Annotated in this window: 15 protein-coding genes, 1 tRNA gene and 1 pseudogene; 13 read left to right on the forward strand and 4 right to left on the reverse strand. The window is 58.6% G+C overall.

Going from position 1 to position 19,147, the window contains the following annotated elements; translation table 11 throughout:
- Positions 1 to 72: pseudogene (locus L904_RS27905) on the forward strand (elongation factor Tu); the annotation flags it as partial.
- A gap of 232 nt (positions 73 to 304) precedes the next feature.
- Here the strand turns inward: L904_RS27905 and L904_RS20065 are convergent.
- Positions 305 to 892 (reverse strand): histidine phosphatase family protein, encoded by a 588-nt coding sequence (locus tag L904_RS20065; RefSeq protein ID WP_020812237.1) that lies wholly within the window; start codon positions 890 to 892, stop codon positions 305 to 307.
- A gap of 185 nt (positions 893 to 1,077) precedes the next feature.
- Between L904_RS20065 and L904_RS20070 the strand changes: the two genes are divergently transcribed.
- From L904_RS20070 to rpoC, 9 genes are all read left to right on the forward strand, one after another.
- Positions 1,078 to 1,153: transfer RNA gene (locus L904_RS20070), tRNA-Trp, on the forward strand.
- Between the two features lie 186 nt (positions 1,154 to 1,339).
- Positions 1,340 to 1,540 carry a preprotein translocase subunit SecE gene (gene secE / locus L904_RS20075; RefSeq protein WP_003523719.1) on the forward strand — a complete coding sequence of 67 codons (201 nt, stop codon included), beginning with the start codon at positions 1,340 to 1,342 and terminating at the stop codon, positions 1,538 to 1,540.
- Between the two features lie 45 nt (positions 1,541 to 1,585).
- Complete coding sequence (gene nusG, locus L904_RS20080; RefSeq protein ID WP_003523721.1) at positions 1,586 to 2,116, forward strand: transcription termination/antitermination protein NusG; 531 nt, start codon at positions 1,586 to 1,588, stop codon at positions 2,114 to 2,116.
- A gap of 144 nt (positions 2,117 to 2,260) precedes the next feature.
- On the forward strand, positions 2,261 to 2,692 hold the full coding sequence (gene rplK, locus L904_RS20085; RefSeq protein ID WP_003523723.1) for a 50S ribosomal protein L11: 432 nt from the start codon (positions 2,261 to 2,263) through the stop codon (positions 2,690 to 2,692).
- A gap of 2 nt (positions 2,693 to 2,694) precedes the next feature.
- Positions 2,695 to 3,390, forward strand: a complete 696-nt coding sequence (gene rplA, locus L904_RS20090) for a 50S ribosomal protein L1 (RefSeq protein WP_003523724.1) — start codon at positions 2,695 to 2,697, stop codon at positions 3,388 to 3,390.
- Positions 3,391 to 3,743: 353 nt separating this feature from the next.
- A complete protein-coding gene (rplJ, locus tag L904_RS20095; protein WP_003523725.1) occupies positions 3,744 to 4,262 on the forward strand; it encodes a 50S ribosomal protein L10 in 519 nt (172 codons plus the stop codon).
- 59 nt (positions 4,263 to 4,321) lie between these two features.
- Positions 4,322 to 4,702 (forward strand): 50S ribosomal protein L7/L12, encoded by a 381-nt coding sequence (rplL, locus tag L904_RS20100; protein ID WP_003523726.1) that lies wholly within the window; start codon positions 4,322 to 4,324, stop codon positions 4,700 to 4,702.
- A gap of 262 nt (positions 4,703 to 4,964) precedes the next feature.
- Complete coding sequence (gene rpoB / locus L904_RS20105) at positions 4,965 to 9,101, forward strand: DNA-directed RNA polymerase subunit beta (protein ID WP_003523727.1); 4,137 nt, start codon at positions 4,965 to 4,967, stop codon at positions 9,099 to 9,101.
- 180 nt (positions 9,102 to 9,281) lie between these two features.
- Entirely contained in the window at positions 9,282 to 13,490 is a 4,209-nt protein-coding gene (gene rpoC / locus L904_RS20110) for a DNA-directed RNA polymerase subunit beta' (RefSeq protein ID WP_059762645.1), read from the forward strand.
- Between the two features lie 142 nt (positions 13,491 to 13,632).
- Here rpoC and L904_RS20115 read toward each other — a convergent pair whose 3' ends face one another.
- From L904_RS20115 to L904_RS20125, 3 genes are all read right to left on the reverse strand, one after another.
- On the reverse strand, positions 13,633 to 14,718 hold the full coding sequence (locus L904_RS20115; RefSeq protein WP_035262577.1) for a helix-turn-helix transcriptional regulator: 1,086 nt from the start codon (positions 14,716 to 14,718) through the stop codon (positions 13,633 to 13,635).
- Between the two features lie 98 nt (positions 14,719 to 14,816).
- The gene (locus L904_RS20120) at positions 14,817 to 15,167 is read right to left on the reverse strand and encodes a VOC family protein (RefSeq protein ID WP_035262580.1); all 351 of its coding nucleotides are present in this window, start codon (positions 15,165 to 15,167) and stop codon (positions 14,817 to 14,819) included.
- Positions 15,168 to 15,178: 11 nt separating this feature from the next.
- Positions 15,179 to 15,472, reverse strand: coding sequence for a hypothetical protein (locus L904_RS20125; protein ID WP_035262574.1), 294 nt, complete (start codon positions 15,470 to 15,472; stop codon positions 15,179 to 15,181).
- Positions 15,473 to 15,998: 526 nt separating this feature from the next.
- On the opposite strand from L904_RS20125, the gene rpsL reads away from it, so the two are divergent.
- The 3 genes from rpsL to fusA all read left to right on the forward strand — a co-directional run bounded on the left by rpsL (position 15,999) and on the right by fusA (position 19,053).
- Positions 15,999 to 16,370: a 30S ribosomal protein S12 gene (rpsL, locus tag L904_RS20130; RefSeq protein WP_003507760.1), complete on the forward strand. Its 372-nt coding sequence runs from the start codon at positions 15,999 to 16,001 to the stop codon at positions 16,368 to 16,370.
- A gap of 78 nt (positions 16,371 to 16,448) precedes the next feature.
- Complete coding sequence (gene rpsG, locus L904_RS20135; protein WP_003507761.1) at positions 16,449 to 16,919, forward strand: 30S ribosomal protein S7; 471 nt, start codon at positions 16,449 to 16,451, stop codon at positions 16,917 to 16,919.
- A gap of 34 nt (positions 16,920 to 16,953) precedes the next feature.
- On the forward strand, positions 16,954 to 19,053 hold the full coding sequence (gene fusA, locus L904_RS20140; protein WP_003523732.1) for an elongation factor G: 2,100 nt from the start codon (positions 16,954 to 16,956) through the stop codon (positions 19,051 to 19,053).
- Positions 19,054 to 19,147: the final 94 nt, after the last annotated feature.

The raw sequence follows: 19,147 nt of genomic DNA on the forward strand, positions 1-19,147 counted from the left end.
AAGCTGCGCTTCGCTATCCGCGAAGGCGGCCGTACCGTCGGCGCAGGCATCGTGGCTTCGATCGTCGAGTAATCTTTTCCCGCAAGGGATTTGAGAAAACCCCGCTGGAGACAGCGGGGTTTTTTATTGCCCGAAAGGGTCAGAGTCCGTTTGAAAACGTCGGACGGGTCGATCCGGCGATGCTTTTTGCGTCTGGCTGCGTCGAAAATCTTGACGATATCATCGGATATCGCCTTCGATCTTCTTCTTGCCAGACACAAAAATCACCTGCCGGCTCTCCGCCGCCGAGTTTCCAAACGGACTCTCAGCAGTCGATGCGGACGATGTCGCCATCCTTGAGATGGAAGAATGCGTCCTGCGGCACATCGAGGCGCAATGCTTCCTCCTTTGGAAGGTTCGCATAGACGCCGCGCAACAGGCGGCTGGTGATGCCGTGGCAGATGACGATCGCATCGCGAGCCTGTCTCTGCTGAATGGTCTCCAGGCTGCGGGCCACTCGGCTTGTCATTCTTTCGAACGTCTCACCGCCCGGCGCGTGGAAGAACCATTCGTATCGATCCAGCCCGTCGCGCATGCCGGGATATTCATAATCGATCTCGTAATCCGTCATGCCGTCCCATACGCCCATGCCGATCTCCATCAGGCCGGGATCGAGGGTGATGCCGTCGATCATGCCGATTTCGCCTGCGACGATTTCGCAGGTCTGCCTCGCCCTGCCGAGCGGGCTGGAGAAAATATGGACTTCATCGGTTTCGATCAGCGCGGCGAGCCTGCGGCCCATGCGCATCGCCTGTTGTCGCCCCAGTTCCGTCAAAGGCGAATCGACCTGACCCTGCCAGCGGCGAACGGCGTTGAATTCGGTCTGGCCGTGACGGACGAGATAGATGCTCATGGGCGTTCCTGTGAAATAGGGGAAGATCAGCGAATTGAACGATGTACCCCGTGGGCGGGGTGTGCCGGGGTATTTTGCCAGACAATGTGAAAAAACAAAAAACACACTTGCCATTCTTTTCCCTGCACCTTAAAGGAGCGCATACCGAATTGGCCAAGCGATTTCGCGGCCGGTTCAGGTGATCAAGGGGTATAGCTCAGTTGGTAGAGCGGCGGTCTCCAAAACCGCAGGTCGGGGGTTCGAGCCCCTCTGCCCCTGCCACTTTCCATTCGCAAGCGCGGGTCCTCGCTGCATGGCAGATGGGTGCCGGATTTCCGGCGAATTTCGCGGAATGTCGATTTCCTCTTGTTAAAAAGGGAATCGGTGTTTATGTAGGGTCAAAACAGACACGCGGTGCGTGGGGCTGATCAGTATCGGCTTTACGCGCCGTAATTGCGTGGGCAGTCAATGGCATCCAAAACCAATCCGTTTACGTTTCTGCAGCAGGTTCGCGCCGAAGCGTCAAAAATCACTTGGCCGTCGCGCCGCGAGACCATGATTTCGACGGCTATGGTGCTGGTGATGGTCATTTTTGCGGCTCTGTTCTTCTTTGCTGCGGATCAGCTCATCGGCTGGCTGCTCAGCCTGGTGCTGAACGTAGGCCGGTAACGGCGCGGTCAAAGGCCCGGTGGAAGGATCGAACGGAGAATAAAAATGGCAGCGCGCTGGTATATCGTTCACGCATATTCGAATTTCGAAAAGAAGGTCGCCGAGTCGATCGAGGAAAAGGCCCGTCAGAAGGGTCTGGATCATCTTTTCGAGAAAATCCTCGTGCCGACCGAAAAGGTGGTCGAGGTGCGTCGCGGCCGCAAGGTCGATAGCGAGCGCAAGTTTTTTCCAGGTTACGTGCTGGTGCGCGCCAACCTGACGGATGAGGCCTATCACCTCATCAAGAACACGCCGAAGGTTACCGGTTTCCTCGGTTCGGACAGCAAGCCTGTTCCGATTCCCGATTATGAAGCCGAGCGTATCCTCGGTCAGGTTCAGGAAGGTGTCGAGCGTCCGAAGTCTTCGGTTTCGTTCGAGATCGGCGAGCAGGTTCGCGTTTCCGACGGTCCGTTCGCGTCGTTCAACGGCGTGGTTCAGGATGTCGACGAAGAGCGTTCGCGCCTGAAGGTGGAAGTGTCGATTTTCGGCCGCGCTACGCCGGTCGAGCTGGAATACAATCAGGTCGAAAAGGTCTGATTGGCGGGGCGAGACCCCAAGCGCGTGGAAGGCTAACTGGCTCTTTAAGCCGGGGCAGGGCGCCGCACCACGCAACCGCAGCCGCCGGAGCAATCCGGCTTAAGAGAAGCCGGGTAACCGGTTTGAATTGAAAGGCAGAGAGATATGGCTAAGAAAGTTGCAGGCCAGCTCAAGTTGCAGGTAAAGGCCGGGGCGGCCAATCCGTCCCCGCCGATCGGTCCGGCACTTGGTCAGCGTGGCATTAACATCATGGAATTCTGCAAGGCGTTCAATGCCGCCACGCAGGAAATGGAAAAGGGTATGCCGATCCCGGTCGTCATCACCTATTACCAGGACAAGTCCTTCACCTTCGTCATGAAGCAGCCGCCGATGACCTACTGGCTGAAGAAGGAAGCAAAGATCACCTCCGGTTCCAAGACGCCTGGCAAGGGCGCCAAGGTCGGCTCCATCACCAAGGCTCAGGTCAAGACGATCGCTGAAGCCAAGATGAAGGATCTGAACGCAGCCGACATCGAAGGCGCAATGGCAATGGTTGAGGGCTCCGCCCGCGCCATGGGCCTGGAAGTGGTAGGTTGATCATGGCCAAGGTAGCAAAGCGCATTCAGAAGATCCGCGAAGGCGTGGATCCCAACAAGCTTTACGTTCTCACCGACGCCATTTCGATGGTCAAGGAACGTGCTGTCGCCAAGTTCGACGAAACCGTTGAAGTTTCGATGAACCTCGGCGTTGACCCGCGCCATGCGGACCAGATGGTTCGTGGCGTCGTCAACCTGCCGAACGGCACCGGCCGTGACGTTCGCGTCGCCGTCTTCGCCCGTGGCGCCAAGGCTGATGAAGCCACGGCTGCTGGCGCTGACGTTGTCGGTGCAGAAGAACTGGTTGAAATCGTTCAGGGCGGTAAGATCGACTTCGATCGTTGCATCGCGACCCCGGACATGATGCCGCTCGTCGGCCGTCTCGGCAAGGTACTCGGCCCGCGTGGCATGATGCCGAACCCGAAGGTCGGTACGGTGACGATGGATGTTGCCGGCGCCGTCAAGGCGTCCAAGGGCGGCGCTGTCGAGTTCCGCGTCGAAAAGGCCGGTATCGTACACGCTGGCGTTGGCAAGGCTTCGTTCGACGCCAAGGCTCTTGAAGAAAACATCAAGGCTTTCGCCGATGCAGTCATCAAGGCAAAGCCGACCGGTGCCAAGGGCAACTACGTCAAGCGCGTCGCGATTTCCTCGACCATGGGTCCGGGCGTCAAGATCGACCCTTCGTCGGTCACGGCTTAATCAATTCTCGCGCTTCCCAAGGGAAGTGTGAATAAAAGAATTTCCGGCTCCCAGGAGCCGGAGATTTCCGGGGAAACCCGGAACTCCTGTCCGAGATTGCGGGTGGCCATGTCTTTCGGGACCTGGCCTTAATCATTCAACCTGCATGAGACGGGTGAGGCTGGATTTGAGGCATCCTAGATGCCTGACTGTCCGGTTCGAACCTGGTGTGCCTGTGCCTGAAGCCGTTTGCGGCGACAGAGCGGGGGACAGGATCCTCGAGCGTCGCTCGGGATCTTTGTAAAAAGGTCCCTTGGGGCAAAGGCAAACCCGACGGGTTCACATGTTGTGTTCCCGTCTACTGGAGACAGACAGTGGAAAGAGCGGAAAAACGCGAATTCGTCACGGAGCTGAACGAAGTCTTCAAGGCTTCCGGTTCGGTTGTCGTGGCCCACTATGCTGGTGTCACCGTTGCGCAGATGAACGACTTCCGTTCGAAGATGCGCGCTGCCGGAGGCACCGTCAAGGTCGCGAAGAACCGCCTGGCCAAGATCGCTCTTCAGGGCACGGAGTCGGAAGGGATGACAGATCTCTTCAAGGGCCAGACGCTGATTGCATACAGCGTCGACCCGATGATCGCTCCGAAAGTCGTCATGGATTTCGCCAAGACCAACGACAAGGTCGTTGTTCTCGGTGGCGCCATGGGTGCAACCACGCTCAACGCCGAAGCAGTCAAGTCGCTTGCGACCCTGCCTTCGCTGGACGAGCTGCGCGCAAAGCTGCTGGGCCTTCTCAATGCCCCGGCAACCCGCGTCGCTACGGTTGTCGCCGCACCTGCAAGCCAGCTGGCACGGGTGTTCTCGGCTTACGCCAAGAAGGACGAAGCCGCTTAAGGCGGTTTTTCGCTGTAAATATTCAAACTGGTTCGAACTGAACAAAAGGAACTATCAAAATGGCTGATCTCGCAAAGATCGTAGACGACCTCTCCTCGCTGACCGTTCTGGAAGCTGCAGAACTGTCCAAGCTTCTCGAAGAAAAGTGGGGCGTTTCCGCTGCTGCTCCGGTAGCTGTTGCTGCTGTTGCTGGCGGTGCAGGCGCTGCTGCTGCTGCTGAAGAAGAAAAGACTGAATTCGACGTGATCCTGGTTGACGCTGGCGCCAACAAGATCAACGTCATCAAGGAAGTCCGCGCTATCACGGGCCTCGGCCTGAAGGAAGCCAAGGACCTCGTTGAAGGCGCTCCGAAGGCTGTCAAGGAAGCTGTTTCCAAGGCTGAAGCTGCTGATCTCAAGAAGAAGCTTGAAGAAGCCGGCGCTAAGGTCGACGTTAAGTAATCTTGCGATTACTGGCGGGAAGGGGCTTCATGCCCCTTTCCGTCGTCATCGTTTTTAAAACTCATTACCCAAAAGCCGCGTGAAAATGGCTTTTGGGTAATGGGTTCTTCAAGAGAATGGTTCCGAACCGGCTCATCTAGGCAATCCGGCCTGATCGATCCGGGATGTGGAACGAGATTGATGACACCCATTGCTTGACGGGATCGACTGGCCATCGGTTCCCGTCCGTTGCAGGCCCGGATGCAATTTTAAAGGAGCGACGATGGCTCAGACCCTTTCGTTTAACGGTCGCAGGCGCGTACGCAAGTTTTTCGGCAAAATTCCAGAAGTAGCGGAAATGCCGAACCTCATCGAGGTTCAGAAGGCTTCGTACGACCAGTTTCTCATGGTTGACGAGCCCAAGGGTGGCCGTCCTGACGAGGGATTGAATGCCGTATTCAAGTCCGTATTCCCGATCACCGATTTTTCCGGCGCCTCCATGCTTGAATTCGTGTCCTACGAATTCGAAGCGCCGAAGTTCGACGTCGAGGAATGCCGTCAGCGCGATCTGACCTATGCTGCGCCGCTCAAGGTGACGCTGCGCCTCATCGTGTTCGATATCGATGAAGATACCGGCGCGAAGTCCATCAAGGACATCAAGGAACAGTCCGTCTACATGGGCGACATGCCGCTCATGACCAATAACGGTACGTTCATCGTCAACGGCACCGAGCGCGTCATCGTTTCGCAGATGCACCGTTCGCCGGGCGTGTTCTTCGATCACGACAAGGGCAAGAGCCATTCTTCCGGCAAGCTGCTCTTCGCTGCCCGCGTCATCCCGTATCGCGGTTCCTGGCTCGACATCGAGTTCGACGCCAAGGACATCGTCTATGCGCGTATCGACCGTCGCCGCAAGATCCCCGTGACCTCGCTGCTGATGGCGCTTGGCATGGATGGCGAAGACATTCTGTCGACCTTCTACACCAAGGCTTCCTATGAGCGCGACGGCGACGGCTGGCGCATTCCGTTCCAGCCCGAGACGCTGAAGAACGCCAAGGTCATCACCGACATGATCGACGCCGATACCGGCGAAGTCGTGGTCGAAGGTGGCAAGAAGCTGACCCCGCGCCTGATCCGTCAGCTGACGGAGAAGGGCCTGAAGGCACTGAAGGCGACCGACGAAGACCTCTACGGCAACTATCTGGCCGAAGACATCGTCAACTACGAGACGGGTGAAATCTATCTCGAAGCCGGCGACGAAATCGACGAGAAGACCCTCGGTCTCATCCTGCAGTCCGGCTTCGACGAGATTCCGGTCCTCAACATCGACCACGTCAATGTTGGCGCCTATATCCGCAACACGCTGTCTGCCGACAAGAACGAGAACCGTCAGGAAGCCCTGTTCGACATCTACCGCGTCATGCGTCCGGGTGAGCCGCCGACCATGGAATCGGCGGAAGCGATGTTCAACTCGCTGTTCTTCGATGCAGAGCGTTACGACCTGTCGGCCGTCGGCCGCGTCAAGATGAACATGCGCCTCGACCTCGATGCGGAAGACACCGTGCGCACGCTGCGCAAGGAAGACATCCTCGCCGTCGTCAAGATGCTTGTCGAACTGCGCGACGGCAAGGGCGAAATCGACGACATCGACAACCTCGGCAACCGCCGTGTCCGTTCTGTCGGCGAACTGATGGAAAACCAGTATCGTCTGGGCCTTCTGCGCATGGAACGTGCGATCAAGGAACGTATGTCCTCGATCGAAATCGACACCGTGATGCCGCAGGACCTGATCAACGCGAAGCCGGCAGCCGCCGCCGTTCGCGAATTCTTCGGTTCCTCGCAGCTGTCGCAGTTCATGGACCAGGTGAACCCGCTTTCGGAAATCACCCACAAGCGCCGTCTTTCGGCTCTTGGACCGGGCGGTCTGACCCGCGAGCGCGCCGGCTTCGAAGTCCGCGACGTTCACCCGACCCATTACGGCCGTATTTGCCCGATCGAAACGCCGGAAGGCCCGAACATCGGTCTGATCAACTCGCTTGCAACCTTCGCCCGCGTCAACAAGTACGGCTTCATCGAAAGCCCGTACCGCAAGATCGTCGACGGCAAGGTGACCAACGACGTGATCTACCTCTCCGCCATGGAAGAGGCCAAGTATTACGTCGCGCAGGCCAACGCGCCGCTCAATGAAGACGGTTCGTTCTCGGAAGAGTTCGTCGTCTGCCGTCACTCGGGCGAAGTTATGCTCGCACCGCGTGACAACATCAACCTGATGGACGTTTCGCCGAAGCAGCTCGTTTCGGTCGCAGCGGCTCTCATTCCGTTCCTGGAAAACGACGACGCCAACCGCGCTCTCATGGGCTCGAACATGCAGCGTCAGGCCGTTCCGCTTCTGCGCGCCGAGGCACCGTTCGTCGGTACCGGCATGGAGCCGATCGTCGCCCGTGACTCCGGCGCTGCCATCGCAGCCCGTCGTGGCGGTGTGGTCGATCAGGTGGATGCGACCCGTATCGTTATCCGCGCCACGGAAGACCTCGATGCCGGCAAGTCCGGTGTTGACATCTACCGTCTGCAGAAGTTCCAGCGTTCGAACCAGAACACCTGCGTCAACCAGCGTCCGCTGGTTTCCGTCGGCGACAACATCTCCAAGGGCGATATCATCGCGGACGGTCCGTCGACCGACCTCGGCGATCTGGCTCTCGGCCGCAACGCGCTCGTCGCGTTCATGCCCTGGAACGGCTACAACTACGAAGACTCGATCCTGATGTCGGAGCGTATCGTTTCCGACGACGTGTTCACCTCCATCCACATCGAAGAATTCGAAGTGATGGCGCGCGACACGAAGCTTGGTCCGGAAGAAATCACGCGCGACATTCCGAACGTTTCGGAAGAAGCGCTGAAGAACCTCGACGAAGCCGGTATCGTTTACATCGGTGCGGAAGTTCAGCCGGGCGACATCCTCGTCGGCAAGATCACGCCGAAGGGCGAAAGCCCGATGACGCCGGAAGAAAAGCTTCTGCGCGCCATCTTCGGTGAAAAGGCCTCCGACGTTCGCGACACCTCCATGCGCATGCCTCCGGGCACGTTCGGTACGGTCGTGGAAGTCCGCGTCTTCAACCGTCACGGTGTGGAGAAGGACGAGCGCGCGATGGCTATCGAGCGCGAAGAGATCGAGCGTCTGGCGAAGGACCGCGACGACGAGCAGGCGATCCTCGACCGTAACGTCTACGGCCGTCTGATCGACATGCTGCGTGGCCACGTTTCCATCGCCGGTCCGAAGGGCTTCAAGAAGGGCGTCGAGCTTTCCAACGCCGTCGTCTCCGAATATCCCCGCTCGCAGTGGTGGATGTTCGCGGTCGAAGACGAGAAGGCTCAGTCCGAACTCGAAGCGCTTCGTGGCCAGTACGACGAATCCAAGTCGCGTCTTGAACAGCGCTTCATGGACAAGGTCGAAAAGGTCCAGCGCGGCGATGAAATGCCTCCGGGCGTCATGAAGATGGTCAAGGTCTTCGTTGCCGTTAAGCGCAAGATCCAGCCGGGCGACAAGATGGCCGGCCGTCACGGTAACAAGGGCGTCGTCTCGCGTATCGTTCCGGTCGAGGACATGCCGTTCCTCGAAGACGGCACGCATGTCGACATCTGCTTGAACCCGCTCGGCGTGCCTTCGCGCATGAACGTCGGCCAGATCCTCGAAACCCACCTCGCATGGGCATGCGCAGGCATGGGCAAGAAGATCGGCGAGATGCTCGAAGAGTATCGCAAGACGATGGACATCAGCGAGCTTCGCAGCGAGCTGACGGAAATCTACGCGTCTGAAGCCAATGACGAGGTTCAGCGTTTCGATGACGACTCGCTGGTCAAGCTTGCCGAAGAAGCCAAGCGCGGTGTTTCCATCGCGACCCCGGTTTTCGACGGTGCGCATGAGCCTGACGTCGCCGCGATGCTGAAGAAGGCAGGTCTGCATGAATCCGGTCAGTCCGTCCTTTACGACGGTCGTACCGGTGAGCCGTTCGACCGCAAGGTCACCGTCGGCTACATGTACATGATCAAGCTGAACCACCTTGTCGACGACAAGATCCACGCTCGCTCGATCGGTCCTTACTCGCTCGTTACCCAGCAGCCGCTGGGCGGCAAGGCGCAGTTCGGCGGACAGCGCTTCGGGGAAATGGAAGTCTGGGCTCTGGAAGCATATGGCGCGGCTTACACGCTGCAGGAAATGCTCACCGTCAAGTCGGACGACGTGGCGGGCCGCACCAAGGTCTACGAAGCGATCGTCCGTGGCGACGACACCTTCGAAGCCGGTATTCCGGAGAGCTTCAACGTTCTCGTCAAGGAAATGCGGTCGCTCGGTCTTTCGGTCGAACTGGAAAACTCGAAGATCGAGAACCAGCCCGAAGACCAGCTGCCCGACGCGGCGGAATAAGACGATAGAGGCGGGCGCCTTCAAGGGCGCCTGCCGGTTTCCCGGACGGTATTGGCCGGTTCGGGACACTTTCGCCGCATTATGCGGTTAATCCGTATTTAAAGCTCTGGACGGTGACCCGGGAAGAAGCCGGTCCAGATGCAAACAGGGGCAGCAGCTAGCCTCTCAAGGAGACAAGGCATGAACCAAGAGGTCATGAATCTTTTCAATCCTCAGGTGCCTGCGCAGCATTTCGATTCCATCCGGATTTCGATCGCTTCGCCGGAAAAAATCCTGTCGTGGTCCTACGGCGAGATCAAGAAGCCGGAAACCATCAACTACCGTACGTTCAAGCCGGAACGCGACGGTCTCTTCTGCGCGCGCATCTTCGGACCGATCAAGGACTATGAGTGCCTGTGCGGCAAGTACAAGCGCATGAAGTACAAGGGCATCATCTGCGAAAAGTGCGGCGTCGAAGTGACGCTGTCGCGCGTTCGCCGTGAGCGCATGGGCCATATCGAGCTCGCAGCGCCGGTTGCCCATATCTGGTTCCTGAAGTCGCTTCCCTCGCGTATCTCGACCCTGCTCGACATGACGCTGAAGGATGTCGAGCGCGTTCTCTATTTCGAGAACTACATCGTCACGGAACCGGGCCTCACTTCGCTGAAGCAGAACCAGCTTCTGTCCGAAGAAGAGTACATGATCGCCGTTGACGAGTTTGGCGAAGACCAGTTCACCGCCATGATCGGCGCTGAAGCCATCTATGAGATGCTGGCTTCGATGAACCTCGAAAAGATCGCCGGCGACCTGCGCGTCGAGCTTGCTGAAACGACTTCTGACCTGAAGCAGAAGAAGCTGATGAAGCGCCTGAAGATCGTCGAGAACTTCATGGAAAGCGGCAACCGTCCGGAATGGATGATCATGAAGGTCGTTCCGGTTATTCCGCCGGACCTGCGTCCGCTGGTTCCACTGGATGGCGGCCGTTTCGCGACGTCCGACCTCAACGATCTCTATCGCCGCGTCATCAACCGTAACAACCGTCTGAAGCGCCTGATCGAGCTTCGTGCGCCGGGTATCATCATCCGCAACGAAAAGCGCATGTTGCAGGAATCCGTCGATGCGCTGTTCGACAACGGCCGTCGCGGCCGCGTCATCACGGGCGCCAACAAGCGTCCGCTGAAGTCGCTCTCCGACATGCTCAAGGGCAAGCAGGGCCGCTTCCGCCAGAACCTTCTCGGCAAGCGCGTCGACTATTCCGGCCGTTCGGTTATCGTGACCGGTCCGGAACTGAAGCTGCACCAGTGCGGCCTGCCGAAGAAGATGGCGCTCGAACTGTTCAAGCCGTTCATCTACGCCCGCCTCGACGCCAAGGGTTATTCCTCGACCGTCAAGCAGGCCAAGAAGCTGGTTGAAAAGGAAAAGCCGGAAGTCTGGGATATCCTCGACGAGGTCATCCGCGAGCATCCGGTTCTCCTGAACCGCGCACCGACGCTGCACCGTCTGGGTATCCAGGCTTTCGAACCCATGCTGGTCGAAGGCAAGGCCATCCAGCTGCACCCGCTCGTCTGCACGGCCTTCAACGCCGACTTCGACGGTGACCAGATGGCTGTCCACGTTCCGCTTTCGCTGGAAGCCCAGCTCGAAGCGCGCGTGCTGATGATGTCGACCAACAACATCCTGCATCCGGCAAACGGCCACCCGATCATCGTTCCTTCGCAGGACATGGTTCTCGGCCTGTATTACCTGTCGATCATGAACCAGAACGAGCCGGGCGAAGGCATGGCCTTCTCGGATATCGGCGAGTTGCATCACGCGCTTGAAAACAAGGTCGTGACGCTGCATGCCAAGATCCGCGGCCGCTTCAAGACCGTTGATGCCGATGGCAAGCCGGTTTCGAAGATCCATGAGACGACCCCCGGCCGTATGCTCATCGGCGAACTTCTGCCGAAGAACGTCAACGTGCCTTTCGACGTCTGCAACCAGGAAATGACCAAGAAGAACATCTCCAAGATGATCGACACGGTCTACCGTCATTGCGGCCAGAAAGACACGGTCATCTTCTGCGACCGCATCATGCAGCTCGGCTTTGCCCATGCCTGCCGCGCCGGCATTTCGTTCGGCAAGGACGACATGGTTATTCCGGACAGCAAGGTGAAGATCGTCGGTGACACCGAAGCTCTCGTGAAGGAATACGAACAGCAGTATAATGATGGTCTCATCACCCAGGGCGAAAAGTACAACAAGGTTGTCGACGCCTGGGGCAAGGCTACCGAAAAGGTCGCCGAAGAGATGATGGCACGCATCAAGGCTGTCGAGTTCGATCCGGAAACGGGCCGCCAGAAGCCGATGAACTCCATCTACATGATGTCCCACTCGGGTGCTCGTGGTTCTCCGAACCAGATGCGTCAGCTGGGTGGCATGCGCGGCCTGATGGCGAAGCCGTCGGGTGAAATCATCGAGACGCCGATCATCTCGAACTTCAAGGAAGGCCTGACCGTTAACGAGTACTTCAACTCGACCCACGGTGCCCGTAAGGGTCTTGCAGACACCGCCCTGAAGACGGCGAACTCGGGTTACCTGACCCGTCGTCTCGTCGACGTCGCGCAGGATTGCATCGTCAACTCCAGGGATTGCGGCACCGACAAGGGCCTCACCATGACCGCCATCGTCGATGCCGGTCAGGTCGTTGCCTCGCTCGGCGCACGTATCCTCGGCCGTACGGCTCTGGACGACATCGATCATCCGGTTTCCGGCGAAAACATCGTCAAGGCCGGCACGCTGATCGACGAAGCCGACGTGGCCGCCATCGAGAAGGCCGGTATCCAGTCCGTCCGCATCCGTTCGGCTCTGACCTGCGAAGTACAGATCGGCGTCTGCGGCGTCTGCTACGGTCGTGACCTTGCACGCGGTACGCCTGTCAACATGGGCGAAGCCGTCGGCGTCATCGCCGCACAGTCCATCGGTGAACCGGGCACGCAGCTTACCATGCGTACCTTCCACCTTGGCGGTACGGCGAACGTGGTCGACCAGTCGTTCCTCGAAGCCTCTTACGAGGGCACGATTGCGATCAAGAACCGCAACATCCTGCGCAACTCCGAAGGCGCACTCATCGCGATGGGCCGTAACATGGCCGTCACCATTCTCGATGAGCGTGGCCAGGAGCGGTCTTCGCAGCGCGTTGCCTATGGTTCGAAGATCTTCGTCGATGACGGCGACAAGGTTAAGCGCGGTCAGCGTCTTGCAGAGTGGGACCCCTACACCCGTCCGATGATGACGGAAGTGGAAGGTACCGTTCACTTCGAGGACCTCGTCGACGGTCTTTCCGTTCTGGAAGCGACCGACGAATCCACCGGCATCACCAAGCGTCAGGTTATCGACTGGCGTTCCACGCCGCGCGGTTCGGACCTCAAGCCCGCGATCGTCATCAAGGACGCGTCCGGTGCGGTTGCGAAGCTTGCCCGTGGCGGCGAAGCCCGCTTCCAGCTCTCGGTCGACGCCATCCTGTCGGTCGAGCCGGGTGCGAAGGTCTCCCAGGGTGACGTGCTTGCACGTTCGCCGCTGGAAAGCGCCAAGACGAAGGACATCACCGGCGGTCTGCCGCGCGTTGCCGAACTGTTCGAAGCCCGTCGTCCGAAGGACCACGCCATCATCGCAGAGATCGATGGTACGATCCGTCTCGGCCGCGACTACAAGAACAAGCGTCGCGTGATGATCGAGCCTGCGGAAGACGGCGTCGAGCCGGTCGAATACCTGATCCCGAAGGGCAAGCCCTTCCATCTTCAGGAAGGCGACTATATCGAAAAGGGTGAATACATCCTCGACGGTAACCCGGCACCGCACGACATTCTGGCGATCAAGGGCGTGGAGGCTCTGGCTTCCTACCTCGTGAACGAAATCCAGGAAGTCTACCGTCTGCAGGGCGTTGTGATCAACGACAAGCACATCGAGGTGATCGTTCGCCAGATGCTGCAGAAGGTCGAGATCACCGATGCGGGCGACAGCCAGTACATCGTCGGCGACAATGTCGACCGTATCGAGCTGGACGACATGAACGACCGTCTGATCGAAGAGGGCAAGAAGCCGGCTTACGGCGATCCTGTCCTGCTCGGCATCACCAAGGCTTCGCTGCAGACGCCGTCCTTCATCTCGGCCGCATCCTTCCAGGAAACCACCAAGGTTCTCACGGAAGCTGCGATTGCCGGCAAGACGGACACGCTGCAGGGCCTCAAGGAAAACGTCATCGTCGGCCGTCTCATCCCGGCCGGTACTGGCGGCACCATGACGCAGATCCGCCGCATCGCCACCTCGCGCGACGACCTCATTCTCGAGGAACGCCGCAAGGGCACCGGTGCAGGCTCTGCGAACCAGATGCTGCAGGACATGACGGACCAGGCTCCGGCCGCCGAATAAGGCGGAGAAGGGCAGGGGCTTTGCGAAGCCCCGCCAAAGTTCAGAACAAAACGCCCGGAGCAATCCGGGCGTTTTTGTTTATGTGGAACACGGACCTGTGGCTTTTGCGGTTGGTCGGCGTTTCCAGCCGCGTGCGGCGGGCTCAGCCCTGTTCGCGGATGTTATAACGGGTGAGGACGGAAAGCCGGCGAACGAGATCGGTCTGGCCGGTACTGCCGGTCTTCGCATAGATCGACTTGGCGTTGCTGCGCACCGTTTCGTGGGAAATCTGCAATTGCTTCGCCACGGCGGGAAGCGAAAGCCCCTTCATGATTTCCAGCGCCACACGGGCCTCGCCCCTGGTGAGGTCATAAAGCCCCTTTAGCAGTGATGTCGCGTCGGCGACGGTGCCCATGGGTTGCGATATCAGCACGATGGCGCAGCCTTTAGGGGACAGATCCAGTGCGTTCCTGCGCAACGGTATGACGTGGAGGATGCAGGAGCGATCTTCACCCGTCGGGAGGGGGAAAGAGCCGATATTATGGCCGGCTAGAGCCTTGTAGAGCAGCCGGTTCACTCTTTCGTCGGAGATCACGATCCTGTCGTGGAAACGGGTGGAAATACATTTCTGGAGGGAGAGAAACATGTCGTTTGCGGAAAGCACGCGTCCGCTCGCCTGAAGCACCGCGGCCGGCGCCCCGATGGCGTTCAGTCCAAGCGTCATGGCATCGGCTTTCTGCCGCTGCAGCCGGGTTGCCAGCGTGAGGCTGCGGGCAATATGCGGTCTCAGCCGGTCGAGCGCCGCCATGGTTTCCGGCCCGATGACGCCGCTATCGAGCTTGCGTTCGAAAAGCACCGTCATTGCCGGATGGTCGGGCGGGGCAACCTGGGTGGCCGCGCCATATCCCAGTCCGCGCGGTATCAGGAAATCGCGCACGATCGGCAGGCCGGCCCATTCATCATGGGTGAAGACGTCGAAATCCTGCACGAAGGAAAATTGCCCCTCACGGATTGCGCGGGTCAGGCGGTCGTTTCGGCGGTTCCAGCCGCCATCCATAAAGGCCTGCATCAGTTCCTGGAAATTGGGCGTGTAAAGCCAGGCTTCTTCTTCACCCTTGCCCCAGGTAAGGGCGCCACCCCAGAAATCCAGCCGGTGGCCGATGGCGGCAATGACCTGTGCCCAACGATCGGGGAAAAGCGCTGCCTCATAAATGTCATCGATAATGTCTGCCGACAATATAGTATTCAACCCGTCACTGGAATCTTGTGTCGGGGCTATTTAAACCTCATATTCCTGTATTGTTCAACGTATAATCAAATAATAATATTGTATTCAAAGTATATAATCTATGAGTGACTTAATATATTGACCAATTTTCCAAAGGGATCGCGCAGAAACAGCCGGCGCACGCCCCAGGCTTCGGTAACCGGGCCATAGTCGATCGGCAAGCCCGCTTTCAGGATTCTTTCGTGGATCTCTTCGAAATTATCGACCTCGATGGAAAGGTCCGGCACGGCAGTGCCAGAGCCGCCTTCGCTTGCGAAGCTGACCTGCGCCCTGGCTTCGAGCGGACTGGCATAGGTCAGTATCCAGCCGTGGTCCATGGCGACGGTCATGCCGAGAATATCGCCATAGAACGCCTGAGCCCGCGCGGGTTCCGGCGTTGCGATGTTGGCGACGACACGTCTTACCGCCACGGACATGCGCCTCAGGCGAAGCGGATGATGGCGACTTCGCCTTCGAGTGCGCCCTGATAGGCGGAGGCGTGCGGCTCTTCATCCGGCACGTCGGTCAGCATGCCGATCTGGTCGAGATCGGCTTCGATGAAACCTTCCTCGGAAAGCGCGTTCAGCGTTTCGCGCACGGCGGTATCGTCGTCCGGCGCCCGCAGGATGACGTGGATGTCGATGCCCTCGGAATTGTCGGTCTCATAGGCCTTGCCGATGACGATGAAGACCATCGGCTCGTCGCGTCCGTTGTCGTTGTCGGGGAGGGTGCTCATGACGCGGTTCCTTGATCTGTCGTTGCTGTGATGCGGGCCGAGGGAATCGGTCCCGCCCATGGCGGAGCCGCTCCGGCCCGCCATGGGGAATCAATAGACGGATTTTATGAAAAGCCAAAGCGTGGAGGTCAAAATCGCTGCCTTCTGTGCCGACTTATGTTAAAGCGGGTTGGAAATGGCCCGGACGTGGGCTTTGCGGCCATGGGTGGCGGCGCAAAATGTGGATTCACCCTTGACGAAAGCTGGCTAAAACAGTAGTACGCCCGCCATCGGAGCCTCTGTGGGTGCTGGCCGTTCGGTAACCTTTTTCCCGAACATCATCTCAAACGGGTCTCCATTGCACGTAGAAGACACGAATGTTGCACGCAAGACGCCTCATCCGGTGTCCTCTGCTCTTGGTGGTCCATCCGTGAAAACGGATCGGGCCACGTTTTGCGCATGAGGATATATGCGTGCATCGTCGCCGGCAACGGCATAGCCGCCACCCGTGAGGGTGGCTAAAGTAGTTTTTGCAAGGGATGGTTATATGCCTACCGTAAACCAGCTGATCCGCAAGCCTCGCCAGGCACAGGTAAAGCGCAACAAGGTTCCTGCTCTTCAGGAAAACCCGCAGAAGCGTGGTGTTTGCACCCGCGTTTACACGACGACCCCGAAGAAGCCGAACTCGGCTCTGCGTAAGGTTGCCAAGATCCGCCTCACCAACGGCTTCGAAGTCATCGGCTACATTCCGGGCGAAGGTCACAACCTTCAGGAACACTCCGTGGTCATGATCCGCGGCGGCCGCGTAAAGGACTTGCCGGGCGTGCGTTACCACATCATCCGCGGTGTTCTCGATACCCAGGGCGTCAAGAACCGCAAGCAGCGCCGCTCCAAGTACGGTGCGAAGCGTCCGAAGTAATTCGGGTTTAAACAAATTCCGGCGCTGCGCGAGGTTCTCCGCGTGGTTTAGCGTCAATAACATTGAGAGACAAAGAATATGTCCCGTCGCCATAGTGCAGAAAAGCGTGAGATCAACCCGGACCCGAAGTTCGGCGATCTGGTCGTCACCAAGTTCATGAACGCCATCATGCTTCACGGCAAGAAGTCGGTCGCAGAAAGCATCGTTTACGGCGCGTTCGACGTCGTTCAGGGCAAGACGAAGCAGGAGCCGCTCGGCGTGTTCCACTCCGCCCTCGACAACGTTGCTCCGCACGTTGAAGTGCGTTCGCGCCGCGTTGGTGGTGCCACGTATCAGGTTCCCGTCGACGTTCGCCCCGAGCGCCGTCAGGCCCTCGCTATCCGCTGGCTGATCACGGCTGCCCGCAAGCGCAACGAAACGACCATGGTCGATCGCCTTTCCGGCGAACTCATGGACGCTGCGAACAACCGCGGTTCCGCTGTCAAGAAGCGCGAAGACACGCACAAGATGGCCGACGCCAACCGCGCATTCTCGCATTACCGCTGGTAATCTTAACCGGTCGCATATCGAAAGGCAGTCCATTATGGCTCGCGAATATAAAATCGAAGACTACCGCAATTTCGGTATCATGGCGCATATCGACGCCGGCAAGACGACGACCACCGAGCGTATCCTTTATTACACCGGTAAGTCGCACAAGATCGGCGAAGTTCACGATGGCGCTGCCACGATGGACTGGATGGAACAGGAGCAGGAGCGTGGTATCACCATCACCTCCGCTGCCACCACGACCTTCTGGAAGGGTCGCGACGGCAAGATGCGCCGCTTCAACATCATCGACACCCCCGGCCACGTCGACTTCACCATTGAAGTCGAGCGTTCGCTGCGCGTTCTCGACGGCGCCATCGCGCTGCTCGACGCCAACGCCGGTGTTGAGCCGCAGACGGAAACTGTCTGGCGCCAGGCCGAGAAGTATCATGTTCCGCGCATGATCTTCTGCAACAAGATGGACAAGACCGGTGCTGACTTCTACCGCTCGGTAGAAATGATCAAGACCCGTCTCGGCGCCATCGCCGTTGTCATGCAGCTGCCGATCGGCGCTGAGACCGAGTTCAAGGGCGTTATCGACCTGATCGAGATGAACGCACTCATCTGGCGCGACGAATCGCTCGGCGCTCAGTGGGACGTTGTCGAAATCCCGGAAGACATGAAGGCCAAGGCTGACGAATATCGCGAAAAGCTGATCGAGACCGTTGTCGAGATCGACGAAGAAGCGATGGAAGACTACCTGAACGGCATCATGCCCGACAATGACAAGATCCGTGCGCTCGTTCGCCGCGGCACCATCGACGTGAAGTTCCACCCGATGTTCTGCGGTACCGCGTTCAAGAACAAGGGCGTTCAGCCGCTTCTCGACGCCGTTGTCGACTACCTGCCTTCTCCGCTGGACATTCCGGCGATCAAGGGTATCGACTTCAAGACCGAAGCCGAAATCGAGCGTCATGCCGACGACAGCGAGCCGCTTTCCATGCTCGCGTTCAAGATCATGAACGACCCCTTCGTCGGTTCGCTGACCTTCGCACGCATCTACTCGGGCAAGCTCGAAAAGGGTACGTCCGTCATCAACACGGTCAAGGACAAGCGCGAGCGCGTCGGCCGTATGCTGCAGATGCACTCCAACAGCCGTGAAGACATCGAAGAAGCGTTTGCCGGTGACATCGTTGCTCTGGCTGGCCTCAAGGAAACCACCACTGGCGATACGCTCTGCGATCCGCTGAAGCCGGTTATCCTCGAGCGCATGGAATTCCCCGAGCCGGTCATCCAGATCGCGATCGAGCCGAAGACCAAGGGCGACCAGGAAAAGATGGGCCTCGCGCTCAACCGTCTGGCTGCTGAAGATCCTTCGTTCCGCGTCAAGACGGATGAAGAATCCGGTCAGACGATCATCGCGGGCATGGGCGAACTTCACCTCGACATTCTCGTTGACCGTATGCGTCGCGAGTTCAAGGTTGAAGCAACCGTCGGCGCGCCGCAGGTTGCCTACCGCGAAACCATCACGCGTCAGCACGAAGAAGACTACACGCACAAGAAGCAGTCCGGTGGTACCGGTCAGTTCGCTCGCGTGAAGATCATCTTCGAACCGAACCCCGAAGGCGAAGACTTCAAGTTCGAATCCAAGATCGTCGGCGGTGCTGTTCCGAAGGAATACATCCCGGGCGTTCAGAAGGGTATCGAAAGCGTTCTGTCTTCCGGTCCGCTGGCTGGCTTCCCGATGCTCGGCGTCAAGGCGACGCTGGTCGACGGTGCATTCCACGATGTTGACTCGTCGGTTCTCGCCTTCGAAATCGCATCGCGTGCCTGCTTCCGTGAAGCAGCGAAGAAGGCTGGCGCACAGCTTCTCGAGCCGATGATGAAGGTCGAAGTCGTAACGCCGGAAGACTATGTCGGTGACGTTATCGGCGACCTGAACTCCCGTCGTGGTCAGATCCAGGGCCAGGAAAGCCGTGGTATCGCCGTCGTCATCAACGCGCATGTTCCGCTCGCGAACATGTTCAAGTACGTCGACAACCTGCGCTCCATGTCGCAGGGCCGTGCACAGTACTCGATGACGTTCGACCACTATTCGCCGGTTCCGTCGAACGTGGCGCAGGAAATCCAGGCTAAGTACTCCGGTCAGAAGTGATCGGGGTACGCCCCACCGAATTTTGAAGATTATTCCCGTCAAGGGACAAGAATGGAGAGCCACTAATGGCAAAGAGCAAGTTTGAGCGCAATAA

The sequence above is a fragment of the Agrobacterium sp. LY4 genome, from assembly GCF_001526585.1.
GTDB classification, from domain to species: domain Bacteria; phylum Pseudomonadota; class Alphaproteobacteria; order Rhizobiales; family Rhizobiaceae; genus Agrobacterium; species Agrobacterium leguminum.

Coding starts and splice junctions, on each gene's coding strand:
- L904_RS20065 (WP_020812237.1), bottom strand. CDS start 892: ATGAGCATCTATCTCGTCCGTCACGGCCAGACCGAATTCAACGCCGTT.
- secE (WP_003523719.1), top strand. CDS start 1,340: ATGGCATCCAAAACCAATCCGTTTACGTTTCTGCAGCAGGTTCGCGCC.
- nusG (WP_003523721.1), top strand. CDS start 1,586: ATGGCAGCGCGCTGGTATATCGTTCACGCATATTCGAATTTCGAAAAG.
- rplK (WP_003523723.1), top strand. CDS start 2,261: ATGGCTAAGAAAGTTGCAGGCCAGCTCAAGTTGCAGGTAAAGGCCGGG.
- rplA (WP_003523724.1), top strand. CDS start 2,695: ATGGCCAAGGTAGCAAAGCGCATTCAGAAGATCCGCGAAGGCGTGGAT.
- rplL (WP_003523726.1), top strand. CDS start 4,322: ATGGCTGATCTCGCAAAGATCGTAGACGACCTCTCCTCGCTGACCGTT.
- rpoB (WP_003523727.1), top strand. CDS start 4,965: ATGGCTCAGACCCTTTCGTTTAACGGTCGCAGGCGCGTACGCAAGTTT.
- rpoC (WP_059762645.1), top strand. CDS start 9,282: ATGAACCAAGAGGTCATGAATCTTTTCAATCCTCAGGTGCCTGCGCAG.
- L904_RS20125 (WP_035262574.1), bottom strand. CDS start 15,472: ATGAGCACCCTCCCCGACAACGACAACGGACGCGACGAGCCGATGGTC.
- rpsL (WP_003507760.1), top strand. CDS start 15,999: ATGCCTACCGTAAACCAGCTGATCCGCAAGCCTCGCCAGGCACAGGTA.
- rpsG (WP_003507761.1), top strand. CDS start 16,449: ATGTCCCGTCGCCATAGTGCAGAAAAGCGTGAGATCAACCCGGACCCG.
- fusA (WP_003523732.1), top strand. CDS start 16,954: ATGGCTCGCGAATATAAAATCGAAGACTACCGCAATTTCGGTATCATG.